Origin of the sequence: Lactococcus sp. (assembly GCF_036648155.1) — a bacterium.
GTDB lineage: Bacteria > Bacillota > Bacilli > Lactobacillales > Streptococcaceae > Lactococcus > Lactococcus cremoris.
Window position 1 is genome coordinate 196,382 of record NZ_JAVXIY010000002.1, and the last position, 18,527, is coordinate 214,908.

The following is an 18,527-nucleotide window of genomic DNA, read 5'->3' on the forward strand; positions in this document are numbered from 1 at the left end:
CTTTGTCTTTAGTCTTCTGTGACAACCCTTTCTTTTTGTGCAAGTTTATTTGAAAAGATAACAAATGGCATATAAACTAAGACACCAAGAACAATGATGATAAATTGTACAATTGAACCGCGGATATCACCTGCTGTTGCTAAATAACCAGATATCAAAGGTGGAGTCACCCATGGAATTGAAATATAAGTTGGGGAAACAAAATGCAGACTTGTTGCAAAATAAGCAATCACTGTTGATAACAAAGGAACAAGACAAAATGGAATGGCATAGACTGGATTAAACACAATTGGCAAACCAAACATCATGGGTTCACTGATATTAAAGATACTAGCAACTCCCCCAATTTCTGCCATTGTTCGTTCATCTTTACGTTTTGAAAAGATGAAAAGTGCAATCACAAGACAAATCATTGTTCCACCGCCACCCATATAAACATAGGCATCAAGGAAAGGTTGAGTGACAATATTAGGTGCTGTATGTCCAGCCTGAATCGCATCAATATTTTGTTGCAAACTTGTCAATAAAACTGGGCCAGAAATTGCACCAAATACATAAGCCCCATGAATTCCAAGAACAAATACAAAAGTTGATAATAAAACATAGAGTAGGATTCCAGGAAGTGATTGGAAACCACCCACTAAAGGGGCTTGCAAGAATTTCACAATAAGTTCTGGGACAGAGGAACCACTCAAGCTTTTGATAGTTTCTTCGACAATTGCAAAAATCGTTATGACTAGAATTGCCGGAATCAGTTTATTAAATGAATTCTCAATTGCTGACGGAACACTTTCAGGCATTTTAATTTTCAATTTTTGATTTTGTGAAAACTTACAGAGTAAGGTCACACCTACCAAAGCTGCAATAATTCCTAAAAGCATTGTTGTCGCACTTGTATAAGTTTGTGTGAGTGTCCCAGCAGCCTGAAAAGTCTTACCTCCCACACTCAAAACGCTGACAGTATTTGGAATTAAAGTGATATAGCAGGCAATGGCTACAATTCCTTCTAAAGCCCCATCTGTACCATAAGTTTTTGCCAAATGATAACCAATTTGGAAAGTTATCATTAAACCTAATATACCTAAAGTCCCATTGTAACCCTGAATACAGACATTTGAGATGAAATCTCTCCCAGGAATTCCCCTCAATAGACCTGTTGTTTTTTCCAATAATAGATTATTGATTAAGACAAAAATTGCGGCGGTAATCGTAATAGGAATCGTAGAAGCAAATGCATCACGAATCGCTGCAATATAACGATTTGCTGAAATTTTTCCAGCAAGCTGACTTAACTGATCAACCGATAACTTTTTCATATTCTTCCTCTTCAAGTAATTTTGATACTAACGTAAACCATTTTCCAGCTAAACCAACCCAAACTTCCTTATAGGTTGCATTATTAAACTGGGGCCAATAAGGAGCATCTTCATTCTCAAAGGTCTGTACTCCTACAGGCATTTCGCCAACTATTTCTCCTGATGATACGGTATACATCTCAGGAAATTGATGTCCCTCGCCAAACATCATGGATTGTCCAAAAGGATTTTTTCCTATCAGCCACTCCAATTGCTGATAGGCGATTTCTGTCAGTGATTTATCTCCTAAAAGTTTCCCCAAAAGAGCTGCACTTTCACCCATTGATAATAATATTGCACTATTCCCTCTAAAAGAGAACCAAACTGGAAATCGCTTAATATAATAATTTTCGGCAATCTGCTCACCAGCGACCAATTGCTCTTGAAACTCAATTTTCGCTTCTGGCCCGACTAATAAATGTTGCTTATCAAAAGATTCCTTATCTTGCCACTCATTTTTTTCATAAATTCCACTGGCAATCATTGGATAAGGAGCCGCAAATTTCATTAAATATTTTAGATAAGTCCCATAATTACTGACAGAAGTTGATAATTTCACTTTCAATTCTTCGTCAGTAATTATCTTTTGTGCTTCTGTCATGGCATAAGCGTAAAGGTGTTCTCTTGCTTGATGATTAAAATGTTGAAAAACTTTTTTCTTTTCATCCCGATAAAACATCCCTTTTAGTAAAGTTCCGTCAAAAAGAGAAATTCCGTCAGTTTCCTGACAAGCGAGCAATTCAACAAGCTTTTGCTCAACTAAAAGTTGATAATCAACTTTGTCAGTAATTTGATAAAGTAATGCAGCCGTCCATATCATAGTTGCTAGATAGCTGCTTTTAGAGGTTGAATAAGTATGCTCCCAACTGATGGGTTCATGCACGAAAGGTGCTTTTTTAAATTCTGTCAGTGCCTCTTCATAATCAATTTCTAAGATTGAGGCAATTTTTTCTCTCAAGTCAGATTCTTCGGATAAGGACAGATATATTTTCGCTAAAATACCTGTAATCAGAAAATTATCGTAAGAACTATTATGCACGCGCGCTTTCGCATCATCCATTGACCCAATTTGATTATCTGTCTAACGACTGACACCAGCACTTGTCAAACGATAGCCATTCCCCAGTCTAGTTTTGAAAATAAAATCTAAGCCCCATTCCCCTTCTTCTAAAAGTCGAGCATATAAGACGGGGTCACTATTTTTTACTTTTTCTGCTAATTCAAAAATTCCCAAGGTCACTTCTGCTGACTGGACCAGTTGTTGTGAAAGGTCACCTGCATCATGCCAACCTCCATTGAAAATTATTTTTCTGTCATTAAATTCAGCATAGACATCTTGATGACAAGTCCCATGAATCCCAGAAACTGGACAACCACAACGTTCACAAAATACAAAATTTAAACTTTTCCATAAAGAACTTTTTAACAAATTTTCGTAATCAGCAATTTTGAATGATTTTGTTTTTAAATCACCAACTTGGAAATAATATTCACCGCTTATCTCATAGTCTGAAAAATCAGCAATTGCGTAAGCTCCAACAGTTTTATCAATTTTTTTGAAGGTTCCTTCATAAACATTTTCAGAATTTTCTTTACTGACAAGCCTAAACCTTTCGTCGATATGTTTATTATGAGCAATAACTGTTTTAGTTGATTCCTTCGGATAGCCAATATGTGAATAGCTTAAATCATTTTCTAAAAGTTGCCAGCCTTTAACATTTGTTTTTTCTTGATTAGTCTCTAAGAAAACCTGTTCAACAACAATATCCCACTCTGCTGGTAAATTCATATAGGAACCATTAGCATTAAAAGTAATTTCTAATTTACTTATGGCATCTCTTGAAAGATTGCTTAAGTTTAGACGATATTCTTGGGTCTTTTTATTTTCCAAATTAATGACATGATGACCTTCTCGGTCATATTTATCTGGAACTTTTATTTTGCCATCATTTGTGAAACTGATGGTAATTGCTGGATTGATAATGTTTTTACAATTGCTAGTCACCACTAATTTTAATTGATTAAAGGATTCCCAGTTTTCATTGGCAAAAATCCGTTTGGCCCCAATCATTCCAAATGAGGTATAATCCCCATCTTGCGGCCAGTCTGCTGGATAAGTTTCAAACCTCGCCGGACTTTTTAGATGAATCAGTGCATCATCTTTAACAAGCTTTCCCCTTCCGATTTGTTCCCATTCCCCTAAAATTGGAACTTGTTGAATTATTTTTTCTTTTTTCAGACTTTCACTTTCAAAACTTTCTTCTTTATGGACAGTCAATGGTTTATGGAGACTATTAGTCGCTAGTAAGTCTTGATAAAATTTTTTCATATTTACCTCATTATTTTCCTGTTAATGAATTTATTGAGCTTCTTTTCCTGCCAGCTTCTTGAAGGCATGAACCGCACACCCTTTTAAGGCAATCAAACGCGGATCAATTTCTGTTTGATGGACTCCTTCTGTCACAAAACGCATGGTATTGGCATTTAACTTTTCAAGCATCAGCTCATAAAAAATATCATTGTTTGCTAATCCTCCACCCAAAATTACCGCTTCTGGGTCTGACGTCCTGACTAAGTTCATGATAAGTTCAGCAATTCCCTTAGTAGCTTGCTCAACGACTTCTTTAGCAAGTGGGTCATTTTTTTGAAAAGCGTTGATTATCTCCTCCCCGCTGACACGATGTTTGTCAGTAATTTCTAATTGAGTTGGATATTTATTTTTTAAACGATGAACCTCATTACTCATTCCTAAACCAGAGGCAAAAGTTTCTACACATGCGATTCGGCCGCAGACACATCTTACATGATTATTTATCCCAACAAGACTATGACCGATTTCTCCAGCATTAGAATGACCGCCTTTTAGCAATTGACCCTCAGCAATTATTCGGCCGGCAATTCCTGTTCCGATATTTAAATAAATAAAATCCTTGGTTTTTTTGCCGATTCCTAACTCCATTTCTGCAAGACTAGCACTAGAAACATCATTATTAATAACAACTGGTAAATTGAATCTTTGACTAATTTCTTGGGCTAATGGAATCTCTTTAGCATTCTCAGGGTGAATTTCATACCAAATTCCTTTTTCAGAGTCAACTCTCCCTACTAAATCAATACTGATAGCTACTAATTGCCCTTGGAGCTTTTCATTTTCAAAATACGAAGCAATCACTTCTTTTATTTGCTCGACTGCTTCAACTTGAGAAGTTACCTTTGAACGAAAAGATTTACTTTCCAAAATATTTCCTGCTTGGTCAAGTTCCCCGATAAGAATCTTAGTCCCACCAAGGTCTACCCCTAAGACCGTTTCTTTTTTCATGATTTCCCCTTTTTAACTAAGCGTAATCACCAGGCTTAGTTTTACTCTTCATTGCAAGACCAAAATCTGTATAAATCCTCTGACTTAAATGATTCCCTCTTGCTTGCGCAATATGGTGTGCCAAAATTTGAAAAGGAATAATCATAAAAAGTCCTGCTTTGTATTCATCAATCTCCAGTTCCAATCCAAGTTCAGAATCATTCTGACTTTTATTTAAACTGATCGTGTATACTTGACCAACATATTGTTTTTCATAATCTCGTAAATTAAAGAGTCGTTGATTCATTGGCGAATTACTATCAATATAGAAGTGTTGATGCATTGAATTGACTTCAAAATAAGGACCGTGCATGAAAACCTCTATATCCATTCCTTGACTTGGAATCCGAATCGTTTCTGAAAATTTTGTTTGCATTTCCATTGCTGTTCCAATCAAGGCACCAGTGCATAACGAAGTAAAACGCTCTGCTTGGCCTAATTTCTCTGACCATTTTTCATAAAAGTTTTCCGTTTTTTCAATAATATCTGAAATTTTATTGATAGCTTTTTCAAAACTGCTCAGTTCTTTTGCTTCTTCCTGTTCACTAATTAAACCTTTATTTTTGGCCGTTTTTAATCCACTTAACATTAATTTAAAAATAGTTGCCGTGAATCCTTTTGTGACATAGCCAACACGTTCTATCCCATTTTCAATATCAATGACTTCCCCAACAATCTCGGCAAGTTCGCTTTCTTTTTTACTTGTTAGCCCATAAGTAGCAAGGTCTGCTTTTTCCTTTTGAATCGCTTTTAAGGCTTCGATTGTCGAAGTACTTTCTCCACTTTGAGAAATACCGATAACGCTATCAATTTCTGGTCTTAATTTTTCATAATATTGAAATTTGAATGGTTCTTCTATCATGAGATAAACATCTAATAGTTTTTCAATATAATATTTCGCGCTGTAAGCTGCGTTAATACTTGACCCAGTCGCTAGGATTAACCAGTTATTACCCTCGATAACCGGACAATTATCAGGGTATCTTTTTAATATGTTGGATAATACATCTTGCTCCTCCTTGATATAGGTCATCATTGTTGGTTTAGTTTCTTCCACTTCTTCTCTCCTTCATTAATATTTTATTTCCGGTAACGTTTCCATAAATATATTATAATTCATCTTAAGGAGGATGTCAATAATTTTTTGTAAACGTTTTTATTTAAAAGAATTGACTATTGTAAAAAAATAATTGATAATAGAGATTAGATTATAAATGCGATCAAAAGATTGGTAAACTAATGAAAAAAATAACGATTAAAGATATTGCAAAAATGGCTGGTGTTTCTGTCAGCACAGTTTCCAGAGCTATTAATAACGATAAAGAAGTTTCAGAAAAAACAAAGCAAAAAATTGAAAAAATTATTCTTGAAAATAATTATCATCCTAGTATGTTGGCACGAGGGATGGTTTCTAAAAAGACAAATATGTTAGCTATTCTTGTTTCAGATATTACAAATCCTTATTTCAATCAATTGGTTGCTGAGCTTGATAGTCAGCTTATTGACAAAGGCTATACGCTTTCTCTATTCGATACACAGACTGCCAACAGGATTCAAGATAAAAAAAATAGGCTAACTGAAGTCAGCATTTTTAAACAAATTCAAGAAAATAATTTTGATGCGGTTCTAATTTTAGGGGGACTTTTGGATGAAGCTGAAATCAATTCAGAATATCAAACTGCTCTTCAAAATTTGGCTAAGGAGATTCCTCTTGTCGTTGTTGGAAGAGATTTATCCGACTTGTCAACAAATATATTTTCACTAAAAAGAGATCAACGAACTCCCACACAACTCCTTGTTTCCTATATGATTCAAAAAGGCTATCAAAAATTAGCTTTCATTGGTGGCTCTCCTAACACTTGGATCACTCAAGAAAGAACGGGGACTTTTCGAGATATTTTAGCCGAAAATCAATTACAGATTGATGAAAGTAGAATTATTAATAATAATTTTTATGCTAAAGATGGCTATGAGGCGGTCGCTCGTTTACTGAGTTCAAAAATAGAATTTGATGGAATTGTGGCCATTAATGACCGTGTAGCACAAGGAGCACTTCGTGCCTTGCGAGATTTTTCTAATTCGTCAACTTTAAACGGAGTGGCCTCTTGTGAATATTTCCCAGATAGCGCTTTTCATATCCCACGGATTACTTCGATAGACCATAATATTTCTGAATTGGGAGAAAAAACCATTCACTTATTATTTGAAGTACTTGATAATGAGACCATAAATACTAATAATTTGACCTTTCCTATTCCTAAGCTCATTCTTGGAGAGTCTTGCTAATTCTATATCTTTCAAAAAAATAAAAAAACGATGCAAAGGGCTTCGTTTTTAATATTTTCTAAATCGATTATAGCGTTGTTCTGCTAATTCAGTTTCTGTCAGTAAAGTTAACTCGCTGAGCGTTTCTGTCAGCTGTCTTTTGAGATTATCAATCAGATTTTCTTCAGAAATAATCCCATCAACAATTCCCATTTCTAAAAGATGTGGTGCAGTAATTTTCATCAGCTCAGCCGCTTCATCACGACGCGAACCATCTTTCCACAGAATAGTGGCAAAACCTTCTGGCGAAAGAACAGAATAAACGGCATTTTCTAAAATATAAACCTTATTAGCAAGCGCAAGAGCAAGTGCTCCACCAGAGCCTCCTTCACCTGTTATAAAGGCAATCAGTGGGACTTTAAGGTCAGACATCTCTAAAAGATTTCTAGCAATCGCCTCACCTTGACCACGTTCTTCGGCTTCAATGCCGGGATAAGCACCCGCAGTATTGACAAAAGTAATGACTGGACGGCCAAATTTTTCGGCCTGTTTCATCAATCTCAAAGCTTTCCGATAACCATTCGGACTGGGTTGTCCAAAATTAGTCGCCAAATTTTCCTCAAGATTGCGCCCTTTTTGAATTCCGATAACGGTCACAGCTTGGTCATTAAATCGTGCAATTCCACCGACGATTGCTTCATCATCCGTTAATTGACGATCTCCGTGTAATTCAAAGAAGTCAGTGAAAACCTGATCAATAATATCTCTTGCCGAAATTCTATCAGCAGCTCTTGCTTCATTAATAATATCAGCAATATTTTTTTGCGAAACTTCACCTGTCATTGAATCAATAGTTTCAGACATTTTCCACCTCCGTATGAAGTTCTAAAAGAAGGGCCAATTTTTGACGTAATTCATTGCGCTTAACAATGGCATCGACAAAACCGTGATTCAAAAGAAATTCAGCTTTTTGAAAATCATCAGGTAAGGTTTGACGCACCGTTTGCTCAATAACTCGACGGCCAGCAAAACCAATCAAAGATTGTGGTTCGGCAAGAATAATATCGCCCAAGCTAGCAAAAGATGCCGTCACTCCACCCGTGGTTGGGTCAGTCAAAACAATAATATAAAAAAGACCAGCATTTGAATGACGTTTGACAGCAGCTGAGGTTTTAGCCATTTGCATCAAGGACATGATTCCCTCTTGCATACGTGCCCCACCTGATGCTGTAAAAACAATAATTGGTAATTTTTCAGTCGTCGCATGTTCAAAGAGACGTGTCAGTTTTTCACCAACAACCGTCCCCATAGAAGCCATAATAAAAGTCGAGTCCATGATTGCCAAAGCCGTTTTTTGACCTTTAATCATAGCCACTCCGGTCATAATTGCTTCGTCAAGACCTGTTCTTGCTTTTGTGGCCGCCAATTTCTCAGGATATCCTGGAAAATCTAAGGGATTTTTACTATCAATTCCAGTAAACATTTCAACAAAAGAATCTTTGTCAGCAACAATGGCTAGACGTTCCTTTGCCGTAATTCGGAAATTATAGTCACAATTAGGACAGACTTTATTCTTTCCTAAATCTTTTTGATAAATCGTGTGTTTACAAGCAGGACATTTAGCAAAAAGTTCGTCTGGAACTTCCGGATGCTCTGCTTGTTTCTCAATAATTGAACGATTTGGATTAATTTTAATGTATTTTTTCTTTTGGAAAAGAGCCATCTTTGCATCCTTTTCTCATTTTTTTATTAAATTTAGTGACAGACATTCGCTTTCTGCTTTTGCAGAATTTTCTTGTCAGTCTTCTTTTTGATATTCTGGTAAGAAAACATTTCCTAAGAAACTTGTATCGTAATCTCCCGCAACAACATGTGGATCAGAAATAAGCTCCAATTGAAAATCAACATTCGTTGTCACACCTTCAACATCGAATTCAAGGAGGGCACGTTGCATTTTCATCAAAGCTTCAAAACGATTTTCGCCATGAACAATGACTTTAGCAATCATACTGTCATAGTAAGGGGGAATACTGTAGCCACTGTACATGGCACTATCAACCCGTAAGCCAACCCCACCACCTGGTAAGAAAAGATTAGTAATCTTTCCTGGCGATGGTGCAAAATTAAACTTAGGATTTTCAGCATTAATTCGACATTCAATCGCATGTCCGCTAAAAGTCACGTCTTCTTGCTTAACAGATAACTCATTGCCATTGGCTACACGAATTTGCTCTTTGACAATATCTACACCAGAGACAAATTCAGTAACTGGATGTTCAACTTGAACACGAGTATTCATTTCCATGAAATAAAACTTACCAGAAGATTCGTCAAGTAAAAATTCAATGGTTCCTGCATTTTCATAAGAAACATGTTGAGCCGCTTTTACAGCAGCCGACGTGATTTCATTACGTAAAGTATGTCCAATTGCTACTGACGGAGATTCTTCGAGAACTTTCTGATTATTACGTTGAAGAGAACAATCACGTTCGCCAAGATGAATCACGTTGCCATGGCTGTCACCTAAGATTTGAACTTCAATATGACGAGCTGGGAAAATCATACGTTCGATGAACATGGCACCATTTCCAAAAGCCGCTTGGGCTTCAGCTTGGGCTGCCTCAAAGGCTGGGACAAGTTCTTCGACAGTATTAACTTTACGAATTCCTTTACCACCACCACCAGCTGACGCTTTAAGCATGATTGGATAGCCAATTTCTTCAGCAATTTTCACGGCCTCGTCAGTGGTATGAACTTCGCCCTCAGAACCCGGAGTTACTGGAACACCAGCTTTAATCATTTCTGCACGAGCATTGATTTTATCACCCATCATATCCATGACTTTTGCTGACGGTCCGATAAATTTAATATTCATTTCTTCACAAAGACGAGCAAACTTTGAATTCTCCGAAAGAAATCCAAAACCTGGGTGAATCGCTTGTGCGCCAGTTGCAACAGCAGCTGACAGAATATTATTCATATTAAGATATGATTCTGTACTTCTAGCTGGACCAACACAAATCGCTTCATCAGCTAAATGAACATGTAAAGCGTCACGGTCTGCAGTTGAATAAATGGCAACTGTACCCACTCCTAATTCACGAGCTGCACGAATAATTCTTACAGCAATTTCGCCACGATTGGCAATCAAAATTTTATTAAACATAGATGTTCTCCATATGGGAAAATACCCCGAGCTTTTGCTCAATGGGTGTTTTGAAAGGAATGATAAAAAAGAAAGTTATTCCCAACAAAACAATTTTTTGATAAATAAAAATAAGTCCGAATTTACCATAAGTAAAAAATCTTATGGTTAAAATAAATTTTTTGCTTCTTAATCATAATAAATATGATTATTTTTAAATGGGAATAACCTATTTACCTAAGGCAAAGGTCAAAGTTCCTTTCGCTGCCAATTTTCCATCAACAGTTGCTTCTGCTTCAACAACCGCAATTGGTCCACGACGTTTGATAAATTTAGCATGTAAGACCAACTGGTCTCCAGGAGTGACTTGTTTTTTATATTTAACGTTATCCATTCCCGCATAAAAGACAAGCTTCCCTTTATTTTCAGGTTTAGATAATTCCAAGACACCAGCCGCTTGGGCGAGAGCTTCCATAATCAAAACGCCTGGCATTACTGGATATTGTGGAAAATGTCCTTGGAAAAATTCTTCATTAATCGTCACATTTTTAATTGCTGTAATCTCATCATCAGCAATATCAATCACACGGTCCACTAATAAAAATGGATAACGATGAGGCAAAGCCTCCATAATTTCTGTTACATTAATATTTACTTCAGTCATTTATTCTCACTTTTCTTTTAGATGATTTACTGACAGAACTTGCCTGTAAATCATCTAGCCTCTAGAACTGTCAGCAATTTTTACATTAAAGATAAGCTGACAGAGCCTTGTCAGTAATTTTTATTTGATTCTCATCAAATCTTGACCAAATTCAACAACATCTTCTCCTGAAACCATCACCTCAGTGATAATTCCATCTTTTGGTGCTGGAATTTCGTTCATCACCTTCATTGCTTCAATAATAAGCAAGGTTTGACCTTTTTTAACCGTATCTCCAACTTTAGCAAATTCAGCTTTATCTGGAGAAGGTTTAAGATAAGCCACACCTACCAATGGAGAAGTAACTGCTTCGCCTTCAGCTTCTACGGCTGTTTCATTTGCCACGGGAACTTCTGTGCTTTCTGCAACTGGCGCAGCTTGTTGAGCTGTAAAAGCAGGTGCAATAGGAGCGGAACTTTGAGTACCAACAAGGGCTTGCCCTTCATTTTTTGAAAATGATAATTCGCCGTCAGCATTTTTCCAAGAAAATTCACGTAAAGTAGAACCATTGAATTGGTTCATCAAATCTTTTACTTCTGAAATGTTCATTTTTGTTTATCCTTTTTGACACTTTGCTAGGCAAAGTTTTATTCTATCGTCAAAATACGCCTTATTCGGCCGCATTTTCCCATTTCTTGAATGCCAATACAGCATTATGTCCACCAAAACCAAAGTCTTGTGACAAGGCAAGGTTAATTTCAGCAGGTTTCCCTTCACCAAGAACAACATTAATTGTCATTCCTTCATCAAGTTCAGTTGTTCCAGCGTTTACTGGTGCATATTGATTCAAAAGGGCTTGAACAGTTGCTACTGCTTCAATTGCACCCGTTGCACCAAGTGCATGTCCATGCAAAGCTTTTGTAGATGAAACGTAAGCTTTATCGCCGATAACATTGTGAATCGCTTTGCTTTCAGTTTCTTCATTAGCATGTGTTGAAGTTCCGTGAGCATTGACATAATCTACATCAGCAGGACTTGCCCCAGCTTCTTCCAATGCCAATTTAATGGCATTTTCAGCACCAACTCCTGAAGGAGTTGTCATATGGAAAGCATCATTTGTATTTCCGTAACCAACAATCTCAGCCAAGATATTAGCACCGCGAGCTTGTGCATGTTCAAGACTTTCCAAAATCAAAACACCAGAGCCTTCACCCATTACGAAACCAGAGCGGTTTTTATCGAATGGAATACATGCTTTTTCAGGGTCAGTTTCTTTAGTCAAAGCTGTCAAATTAGCAAATCCAGCAATTCCAAGTTCACAAATTGCCGCTTCAGCACCACCAGCGATCATTGCATCAGCGTAACCATGTTTGATTTCACGGAAAGCTGAACCAATTGAATTGGCACCAGCCGCACAAGCAGTAACTTCGGCACGTGAAACACCACGAGCACCTGTACGTAAAGCAACATTACCAGTTGCCATATTAGCAATAGCAAGTGGAACATAGAGTGGAGCAACCCCTTTACGAGGTCCTTTAGCAACAATCGCTTGTGAATTTTTTTGTGATTGTTCAAGTCCACCAATCCCAGAAGCCATGATACAACCCAAACGGTCAAAATTAGTATTTTCTTCTGTAATACCAGACATTTCCATCGCATCAAGCGCTGCATAAACCGCATAAAGTGAAAAAGTATCCATGCGTCGTGCATCTTTTTTCTGGAAATATTTGTCAAATGGAAATTCTTTTACTTCTGCTGCAACAGAAATTCCTGTTGCTTCGGCATCAAAATGAGTGATTGGACCAATTCCAGTTTTACCAGCTTTAAGATTGTTCCAAAATTCTTCTGGGCTATTCCCAATTGCACTAACTACGCCATAACCAGTGATTACAACTCTATTTGTCATATTTTTATCCTTCTTAATTTCAAAATTTATAAATGAGCAATTTACATCGCAACCCCACCATCAATGGTGAGTACTTGTCCAGTCATATATTCTTGTTCGGCCAAGAATTGAACCGCGGTCGCAATTTCTTCTGGCATACCAAAACGTTTCATTGGAATTTGCCCTTTCATTGCATCTTTAACCTTATCAGAAAGAACTTCTGTCATATCTGATTCAATAAATCCTGGAGCCACAGCATTTACACGAACGTTACGTCCTGCTACCTCTCTGGCAATTGATTTTGTTAAACCAATGAGTCCAGCTTTTGAAGCCGCATAATTTGCTTGTCCAGCATTTCCCATCAAACCAACAACTGATGAGATATTAATGATTGCTCCAGAACGCGCTCTAGTCATTGGTTTTAAAACTGCTTGTGTCATATTAAAGGCACCTGTCAAGTTGATTTTAAGAACAGTCTCAAAATCTTCTTCTGACATTTTTAATGATAAGCCATCGCGTGTGATTCCTGCATTGTTTACCAAAATATCTACTGAACCAAGGGCTTCAATTGCTTCTTTAACCATTCGTTTAGCATCTTCTGATTTTGAAATATCACCTGATATCCCAACCGCTTGAACACCAAAAGTTTTAAATTCAGCTAAAAGTTCTTCTGAAACAGCTGAACGTCCATTAATGATCACATTAGAACCCGCTTTAGCAAATTGAAGAGCAATTGCTTTACCAATTCCACGAGTTGAACCAGTTACAAAGACGTTTTTATTTTTAATTTCCATTATTCCCAGATATGAGCTTTCCCTAGAGTTTAAATACAGAAGCAATTCAACTCTAGTAGGCTAACTCAATTCCTTTCTCCTATTTTACTGATTAATCAAGGCTTCAAATGTAGCAATATCGCAAACATTTGTAAATTCTGCACTTTTATCAATTTTCTTTATGAAACCAGAAAGTACTTTCCCAGGACCAACTTCAATAAAGCGAGTCACTCCTAGTTTTTGTATTGTTTCAACAGATTCATAGAAACGGACAGGTTCCATTACTTGGCGAGTTAACAAGGCTTTGACCTCATCCTCTTGCATTACTTTAGCGCTAGTATTCGAAATTAAAGGTAATTCAAAAGATTTAAAATTAATTTTATCAAGTTCCAAAGCTAATTTTTCAGAAGCTGGCTTAAGAATAGCTGTATGGAAAGGTCCTGATACTTTTAATTCAATCAGTTTACGAACCCCTGCCTCTTTTAATAATTCAACGGCGTAATCAACGGCTAAAACTTCACCACCAATAACAATTTGTGCGGGCGTGTTGTAATTTGCCGGGCTCACAATGCCACGCTCAGATGCTTTTTGACAAATCTCTTCAATCAAAGCAGGCTCTGTATTCATTACTGCAACCATTTTACCTGAACCAGTCGGAGCAGCTTCTGTCATGTATTGACCACGTTTAGCTACAAGCTTAACTGCTTCTTGAAAATCAATAATTCCTGAAGCAACTAATGCTGAATACTCACCAAGACTAAGCCCAGCAACTACATCGGGTTTTATTCCATTTTCATTCAACAATCGCATAATGGCAACAGAAGTTGTCAAAATAGCGGGTTGTGTATATTTTGTTTCATTTAATTTTTCTTCATCATGATCAATCAAAGCACGTAAGTCATATCCTAAAGCTTTGCTTGCTTCGTCAAAAGTCGTTTTTACCGATTCGTGTTGGTCATATAAATCACGAGCCATTCCTAGCTGTTGTGCGCCCTGACCCGAGAATAAAAATGCTGTTTTAGTCATAATATATAGTAATCAACTATTTCGAATTCAAATAAGCTATTCAAACTAGTAGATTAGAATTCCTCGTATTTTCTTTTATAAAGTTAATTATTAGTATTGTAAAATGTTTTTATCTTAAAAAAAATGACATTCCTCAATATGAAAATTATAGGACAAGCCCAGTATAACACTACTGAGCTCCCTATACTAGAATTCTATTTTTAAAAATAGAGCTAGTCCAACGAAAAGAAGGGGCGAAAGTCGCAAAAGAATCAACTCCCTTGCTCGCTTCACCCCCATCCCGAATTATTTGTTGTTTTCTACGTATTTAACGAGGTCAGCAACTGTTTTCATATCTGCTTCTGTATCAACTTCAACGTCGAATTCGTCTTCGATGTCATTGATGATTTGGAAAAGGTCAAGTGAATCAGCGTCGAGCTCTTCAAATGAAGTTTCGAGTGTTACTTCTTCTTTTTCTTTACCGAGTTCGTCAACGATAATATCTTGTACTTTTTCAAATACTGCCATAATTTTTTCTCCTTTAATTGAGTGAAAATATTTATATTATATCCGCAAAGCGGTTTATAACCATTAGTTAAATGTAGATTTTAAAAATCTACTTAAGAGTTAAGTCAGCTTCAACTTTTTCGTCACTTCTTTAAAATTTAAAGTAGACAACTTACCAAAAGTAGGCTAAACTTTTTGACTCTTATAAATTAATAATTGCTGTGCCCCAAGTGAGGCCACCACCAAATCCTGTCAAGACGACTTTTGTTTGACCGTCCAAACTAAATATACCATTTTTTACGGATTCTGACAACAATATAGGGATACTTGCTGCCGATGTATTGCCATATTCTTGCATATTTTGGAGGAACTTATCCCTTGTCACGCCTAACTTTTTAGCCATTTTATCAAGAATTCTTGAATTTGCTTGATGAAGGAGATAATAATCTATTTCTTCAGCAGCAAGGTCAGATTTTTCTAATGTTGCTTGAATGTTCTTTGGAACATCGCGTACAGCAAAATCAAAAATTGCTCGCCCTTCCATACTCAAGTTTGAAGCCTCGTATGAAACAGAGGCAAATGGCGTTTCAATATCAGCGTAGCTAGAAAGTAAACTTCCACCTCGCTTGCCATCTGTCTGCATTTTTTCAGCAATGATAAGAGGTTGACTTCCACTATTGTCCAAGAGTACACCAGCAGCACCATCTCCAAAAAGAACGGCTGTTGATCGGTCTGACCAGTCAATTACTTTTGAGAATACTTCTGCCCCAATGACAATCCCACGTTGATAAGCACCTGAGGAAATTAATTTTTCTGCGGTTGATAGTGCAAAAACAAATCCTGAGCATGCCGCGGTCAAGTCGTAAGCAAATGCATTAGTTGCACCTACTTGCGCTTGAACGCGTGCGGCTGTTGATGGCATCATTGAATCAGGGGTCACAGTAGCAACAATAATAAAATCTATCAATTCTGGGTCTAACCCAGAATTTTCAATCAACTGTTTAGCAACTTTTGTTGCTAAATCTGAAGTATTTTCCCCAGTTGAAATATGACGATTTTTAATTCCTGTTCGACTGTAAATCCATTCATCATTAGTATCCATTATTTTGGATAAGTCATCATTAGATACCACATTTTCAGGCACATAGTGTGCCACTTGCGTAATTTTCGCAAAAGTCATTATTTCATATTCTCCAAAGAATCGTGTAAAGTTGCAAGTTCACCAGCCAATTTATTTTCAGTAGTTCCATAAACGCTATCAAATAGATTATCTGTAATCGTATGGAAAAATTCACGGTGAGTCGCACAAAGCTCATCACCCTTCGATGTCAGTATAATGTGAGTCACTCGTCGGTCCGCTGTTGAACGCTTGCGTTCGATATATCCCTTATCTTCTAATCGATTGAGGGTAATTGTAATTGTTGATAAGGCCAATTTTTGATTTTTGGCAATATCTGTTGCTCGACAAGTTCCCAACGTATGGACGAGTGTCAAAATTTGTAATTCTTTTACTGTTACATCTGAATAAGCTGAATCTTTTAAGAATTGCTCCTCTAATATCATAAAATCATGAAAGAGTTGAATCAGCCATTCATTTACCTTATCAAAATCTGTTTTCATCTGTCATCCTCTTCATTTTTTAGATGTGAGTCCGACTTTAGACATTAGTAAAAATAGGAAAACGAAATAAATAAAAGTCCCTATGGGCTTTTATTATTACATTTAGACAGGGGATAAACTGATATCAAAATATCATCAATTTATCCCCTGATTAATAATCTATTTTATCTTTCGCGCAAGATGAACTCAATTTGTTTTTATATTGCAAATGATTTTCTGTATCAAATTATATTATTTTTTAGAATGATTTGCAAGTAATAATTTTTAGAAAACGTCAACATTTTTAAATTTTTTTGAAAATCCACAGTTTTTATCTGTAAAAATGGTATTTTTACTGACAGAAATTTTGTCAAAAAAAAATTACTGACAAGATTTTTTGAACTTTCGTCAGTAATTTTTCATTTGATTAGGCTGGATTGCTGGCAATAATTTCTAAATGACCAGATAAAGTCCAGTTTTCAACATTGCTTGGTAAGATAAAATGAGCACCTTTTTTCAAGGGATATTCATTTCCATCAACAGTCAATTTCCCTTCGCCATCAAGGACAGAAACCAAAGTGTAATCAGCAACTTTGGTAAATTCATGGCCACCATGAATTTGCCATTTATAAACATCAAAGAAATCTGATTTCACAAGAGTTGTAATTTCTGCATCAGCAAATTTTTCAGTTTTAACTTGATTTTCAGGAACTTTGTCGCCCGGAATATTCAAGACATCAATCGATTGTTGAATATGTAATTCACGAAGATTTCCTTGGTCGTCTTTACGATCAAAATCGTAAACACGGTAAGTCGTATCAGAAGATTGTTGTGTTTCAAGAATGACAATTCCAGCACCAATTGCGTGCATTGTTCCTGATGGAACATGGAAGAAATCACCCGTTTTCACTTTCACTTTACGCAACAAATGATCCCAATCACCAGATTTAATCATTTCAGCGAGTTCTTCACGTGATTTGGCATTATGACCATAGATAATTTCAGCTCCTGGTTCAGCTGAAATTATGTACCAACATTCAGTTTTCCCAAGTTCACCCTCATGTTTTTGTCCATATTCATCATCTGGATGAACTTGTACAGAAAGCCAGTCATTGGCATCCAAAATTTTAGTTAATAATGGAAAGACTTCCTTTTTACTGTCACCAAACAATTCGCGATGACTTGCGTATAATTGGTCAAGTTTTTGACCTTTAAATTCGCCATTAGCAATTGTTGACACACCATGTGGATGAGCAGAAATGGCCCAATATTCGCCAACTTTATCGGATGGCAAATCATAGCCAAATTCTTTCAAATGGTCGCCGCCCCAGATTTTTTCTTGCAAAACTGAGTTCAAAAACAATGGTTCTTTCATATTTTCCTCCAAATGAGCAGATTTTATTCGCTTTCATTTCACAATGTCTATTATATCACAAAATTTATCTAGAACAATTTGTCAGTAATTTTAAGACAAAAAAATTACTGACAAAAGGTGCAGAATCTATCTCTATAGAGAACACATTCAACTTTTTCTGTCAGTAACTTTTTAATTAATATTCTGATTTATCGTTAAGCCCACGTAAGAGCTCGTCGATTTTTGAACCATATTCAACAGATTCATCTTTTGCAAAAGTTAAATCTGGAATTTTAAAAATAGTCATTCGTTTTGCCAATTCACTTTTGAAAAGTCCAGTTGCTTTTTTCAAAGCAGTGGCAGCTTTTTCATTGTCAGAAGCTAAGTTTGACAAGAGACTATAATAAACAGTCGCTTGACTCAAATCGCCTGTCAATTGAACATCAGTAATATTAACATCTTGTACACGTGGATCGCGAACTTTATTGCGCAAAATATCATTGATTTCGCGTTGAATCTCTACTGCGACACGGTCGCTACGAAAAGAATTTCCCATTTTTTCCTCCTAATTTATTTCAAAATGTAAGAAATAAATATGAAACTATTTTTACATTTTTTTAAGTGAGTCAATAGTCCTA

19 protein-coding genes are annotated in these 18,527 nt (G+C 36.4%); 1 reads left to right on the forward strand and 18 read right to left on the reverse strand.

Translation table 11 applies throughout. The features are described from left to right. Positions 1-8: 8 nt before the first annotated feature. From RSC39_RS02800 to RSC39_RS02820, 5 genes are read right to left on the reverse strand one after another with little or no spacing between them, the layout of a single operon-like run. Positions 9-1,316 carry a PTS transporter subunit EIIC gene (locus RSC39_RS02800; protein WP_063281639.1) on the reverse strand — a complete coding sequence of 436 codons (1,308 nt, stop codon included), beginning with the start codon at positions 1,314-1,316 and terminating at the stop codon, positions 9-11. Continuing rightward, complete coding sequence (locus tag RSC39_RS02805) at positions 1,297-2,415, reverse strand: glycoside hydrolase family 9 protein (protein WP_332534956.1); 1,119 nt, start codon at positions 2,413-2,415, stop codon at positions 1,297-1,299. Before RSC39_RS02805 ends, RSC39_RS02800 begins: the two co-directional genes overlap by 20 nt. Before the next feature lie 21 nt (positions 2,416-2,436). After that, positions 2,437-3,684, reverse strand: coding sequence for a cellulase N-terminal Ig-like domain-containing protein (locus RSC39_RS02810; protein WP_332534958.1), 1,248 nt, complete (start codon positions 3,682-3,684; stop codon positions 2,437-2,439). 30 nt (positions 3,685-3,714) lie between these two features. Then, positions 3,715-4,674: an ROK family protein gene (locus tag RSC39_RS02815; protein WP_332534960.1), complete on the reverse strand. Its 960-nt coding sequence runs from the start codon at positions 4,672-4,674 to the stop codon at positions 3,715-3,717. A 16-nt stretch (positions 4,675-4,690) separates the two neighbouring features. Further along, positions 4,691-5,770, reverse strand: coding sequence for an SIS domain-containing protein (locus RSC39_RS02820; RefSeq protein WP_332534962.1), 1,080 nt, complete (start codon positions 5,768-5,770; stop codon positions 4,691-4,693). Between the two features lie 182 nt (positions 5,771-5,952). Between RSC39_RS02820 and RSC39_RS02825 the strand changes: the two genes are divergently transcribed. After that, the gene (locus RSC39_RS02825; protein ID WP_063281642.1) at positions 5,953-6,999 is read left to right on the forward strand and encodes a LacI family DNA-binding transcriptional regulator; all 1,047 of its coding nucleotides are present in this window, start codon (positions 5,953-5,955) and stop codon (positions 6,997-6,999) included. A 48-nt stretch (positions 7,000-7,047) separates the two neighbouring features. On the opposite strand, the gene accA is transcribed toward RSC39_RS02825, so the two are convergent. From accA to rbfA, 13 genes are all read right to left on the reverse strand, one after another. Further along, positions 7,048-7,842, reverse strand: coding sequence for an acetyl-CoA carboxylase carboxyl transferase subunit alpha (gene accA, locus RSC39_RS02830; RefSeq protein ID WP_332534964.1), 795 nt, complete (start codon positions 7,840-7,842; stop codon positions 7,048-7,050). Further along, a complete protein-coding gene (accD, locus tag RSC39_RS02835) occupies positions 7,835-8,701 on the reverse strand; it encodes an acetyl-CoA carboxylase, carboxyltransferase subunit beta (protein WP_332534966.1) in 867 nt (288 codons plus the stop codon). The genes accA and accD overlap by 8 nt, the downstream gene beginning before the upstream one ends. Before the next feature lie 75 nt (positions 8,702-8,776). Further along, on the reverse strand, positions 8,777-10,144 hold the full coding sequence (gene accC, locus RSC39_RS02840) for an acetyl-CoA carboxylase biotin carboxylase subunit (RefSeq protein WP_332534968.1): 1,368 nt from the start codon (positions 10,142-10,144) through the stop codon (positions 8,777-8,779). A gap of 208 nt (positions 10,145-10,352) precedes the next feature. Next, entirely contained in the window at positions 10,353-10,787 is a 435-nt protein-coding gene (gene fabZ, locus RSC39_RS02845) for a 3-hydroxyacyl-ACP dehydratase FabZ (protein ID WP_011675909.1), read from the reverse strand. Positions 10,788-10,907: 120 nt separating this feature from the next. Then, a complete protein-coding gene (gene accB / locus RSC39_RS02850; protein ID WP_332534971.1) occupies positions 10,908-11,375 on the reverse strand; it encodes an acetyl-CoA carboxylase biotin carboxyl carrier protein in 468 nt (155 codons plus the stop codon). Between the two features lie 61 nt (positions 11,376-11,436). Further along, positions 11,437-12,672, reverse strand: a complete 1,236-nt coding sequence (fabF, locus tag RSC39_RS02855; protein ID WP_043736545.1) for a beta-ketoacyl-ACP synthase II — start codon at positions 12,670-12,672, stop codon at positions 11,437-11,439. 41 nt (positions 12,673-12,713) lie between these two features. Further along, on the reverse strand, positions 12,714-13,445 hold the full coding sequence (gene fabG / locus RSC39_RS02860; protein WP_063281647.1) for a 3-oxoacyl-[acyl-carrier-protein] reductase: 732 nt from the start codon (positions 13,443-13,445) through the stop codon (positions 12,714-12,716). An 84-nt stretch (positions 13,446-13,529) separates the two neighbouring features. Next, on the reverse strand, positions 13,530-14,450 hold the full coding sequence (gene fabD, locus RSC39_RS02865) for an ACP S-malonyltransferase (protein WP_332534977.1): 921 nt from the start codon (positions 14,448-14,450) through the stop codon (positions 13,530-13,532). 285 nt (positions 14,451-14,735) lie between these two features. Beyond that, a complete protein-coding gene (locus RSC39_RS02870) occupies positions 14,736-14,957 on the reverse strand; it encodes an acyl carrier protein (protein ID WP_003132501.1) in 222 nt (73 codons plus the stop codon). Between the two features lie 181 nt (positions 14,958-15,138). After that, positions 15,139-16,116 carry a beta-ketoacyl-ACP synthase III gene (locus tag RSC39_RS02875; protein WP_332534979.1) on the reverse strand — a complete coding sequence of 326 codons (978 nt, stop codon included), beginning with the start codon at positions 16,114-16,116 and terminating at the stop codon, positions 15,139-15,141. Beyond that, positions 16,116-16,556, reverse strand: a complete 441-nt coding sequence (locus tag RSC39_RS02880; RefSeq protein ID WP_003132498.1) for a MarR family transcriptional regulator — start codon at positions 16,554-16,556, stop codon at positions 16,116-16,118. Before RSC39_RS02880 ends, RSC39_RS02875 begins: the two co-directional genes overlap by 1 nt. Positions 16,557-16,962: 406 nt before the next feature. Further along, positions 16,963-17,910 (reverse strand): mannose-6-phosphate isomerase, class I, encoded by a 948-nt coding sequence (manA, locus tag RSC39_RS02885; protein ID WP_332534981.1) that lies wholly within the window; start codon positions 17,908-17,910, stop codon positions 16,963-16,965. A 175-nt stretch (positions 17,911-18,085) separates the two neighbouring features. After that, positions 18,086-18,445 carry a 30S ribosome-binding factor RbfA gene (rbfA, locus tag RSC39_RS02890; protein ID WP_011675738.1) on the reverse strand — a complete coding sequence of 120 codons (360 nt, stop codon included), beginning with the start codon at positions 18,443-18,445 and terminating at the stop codon, positions 18,086-18,088. Positions 18,446-18,527: the final 82 nt, after the last annotated feature.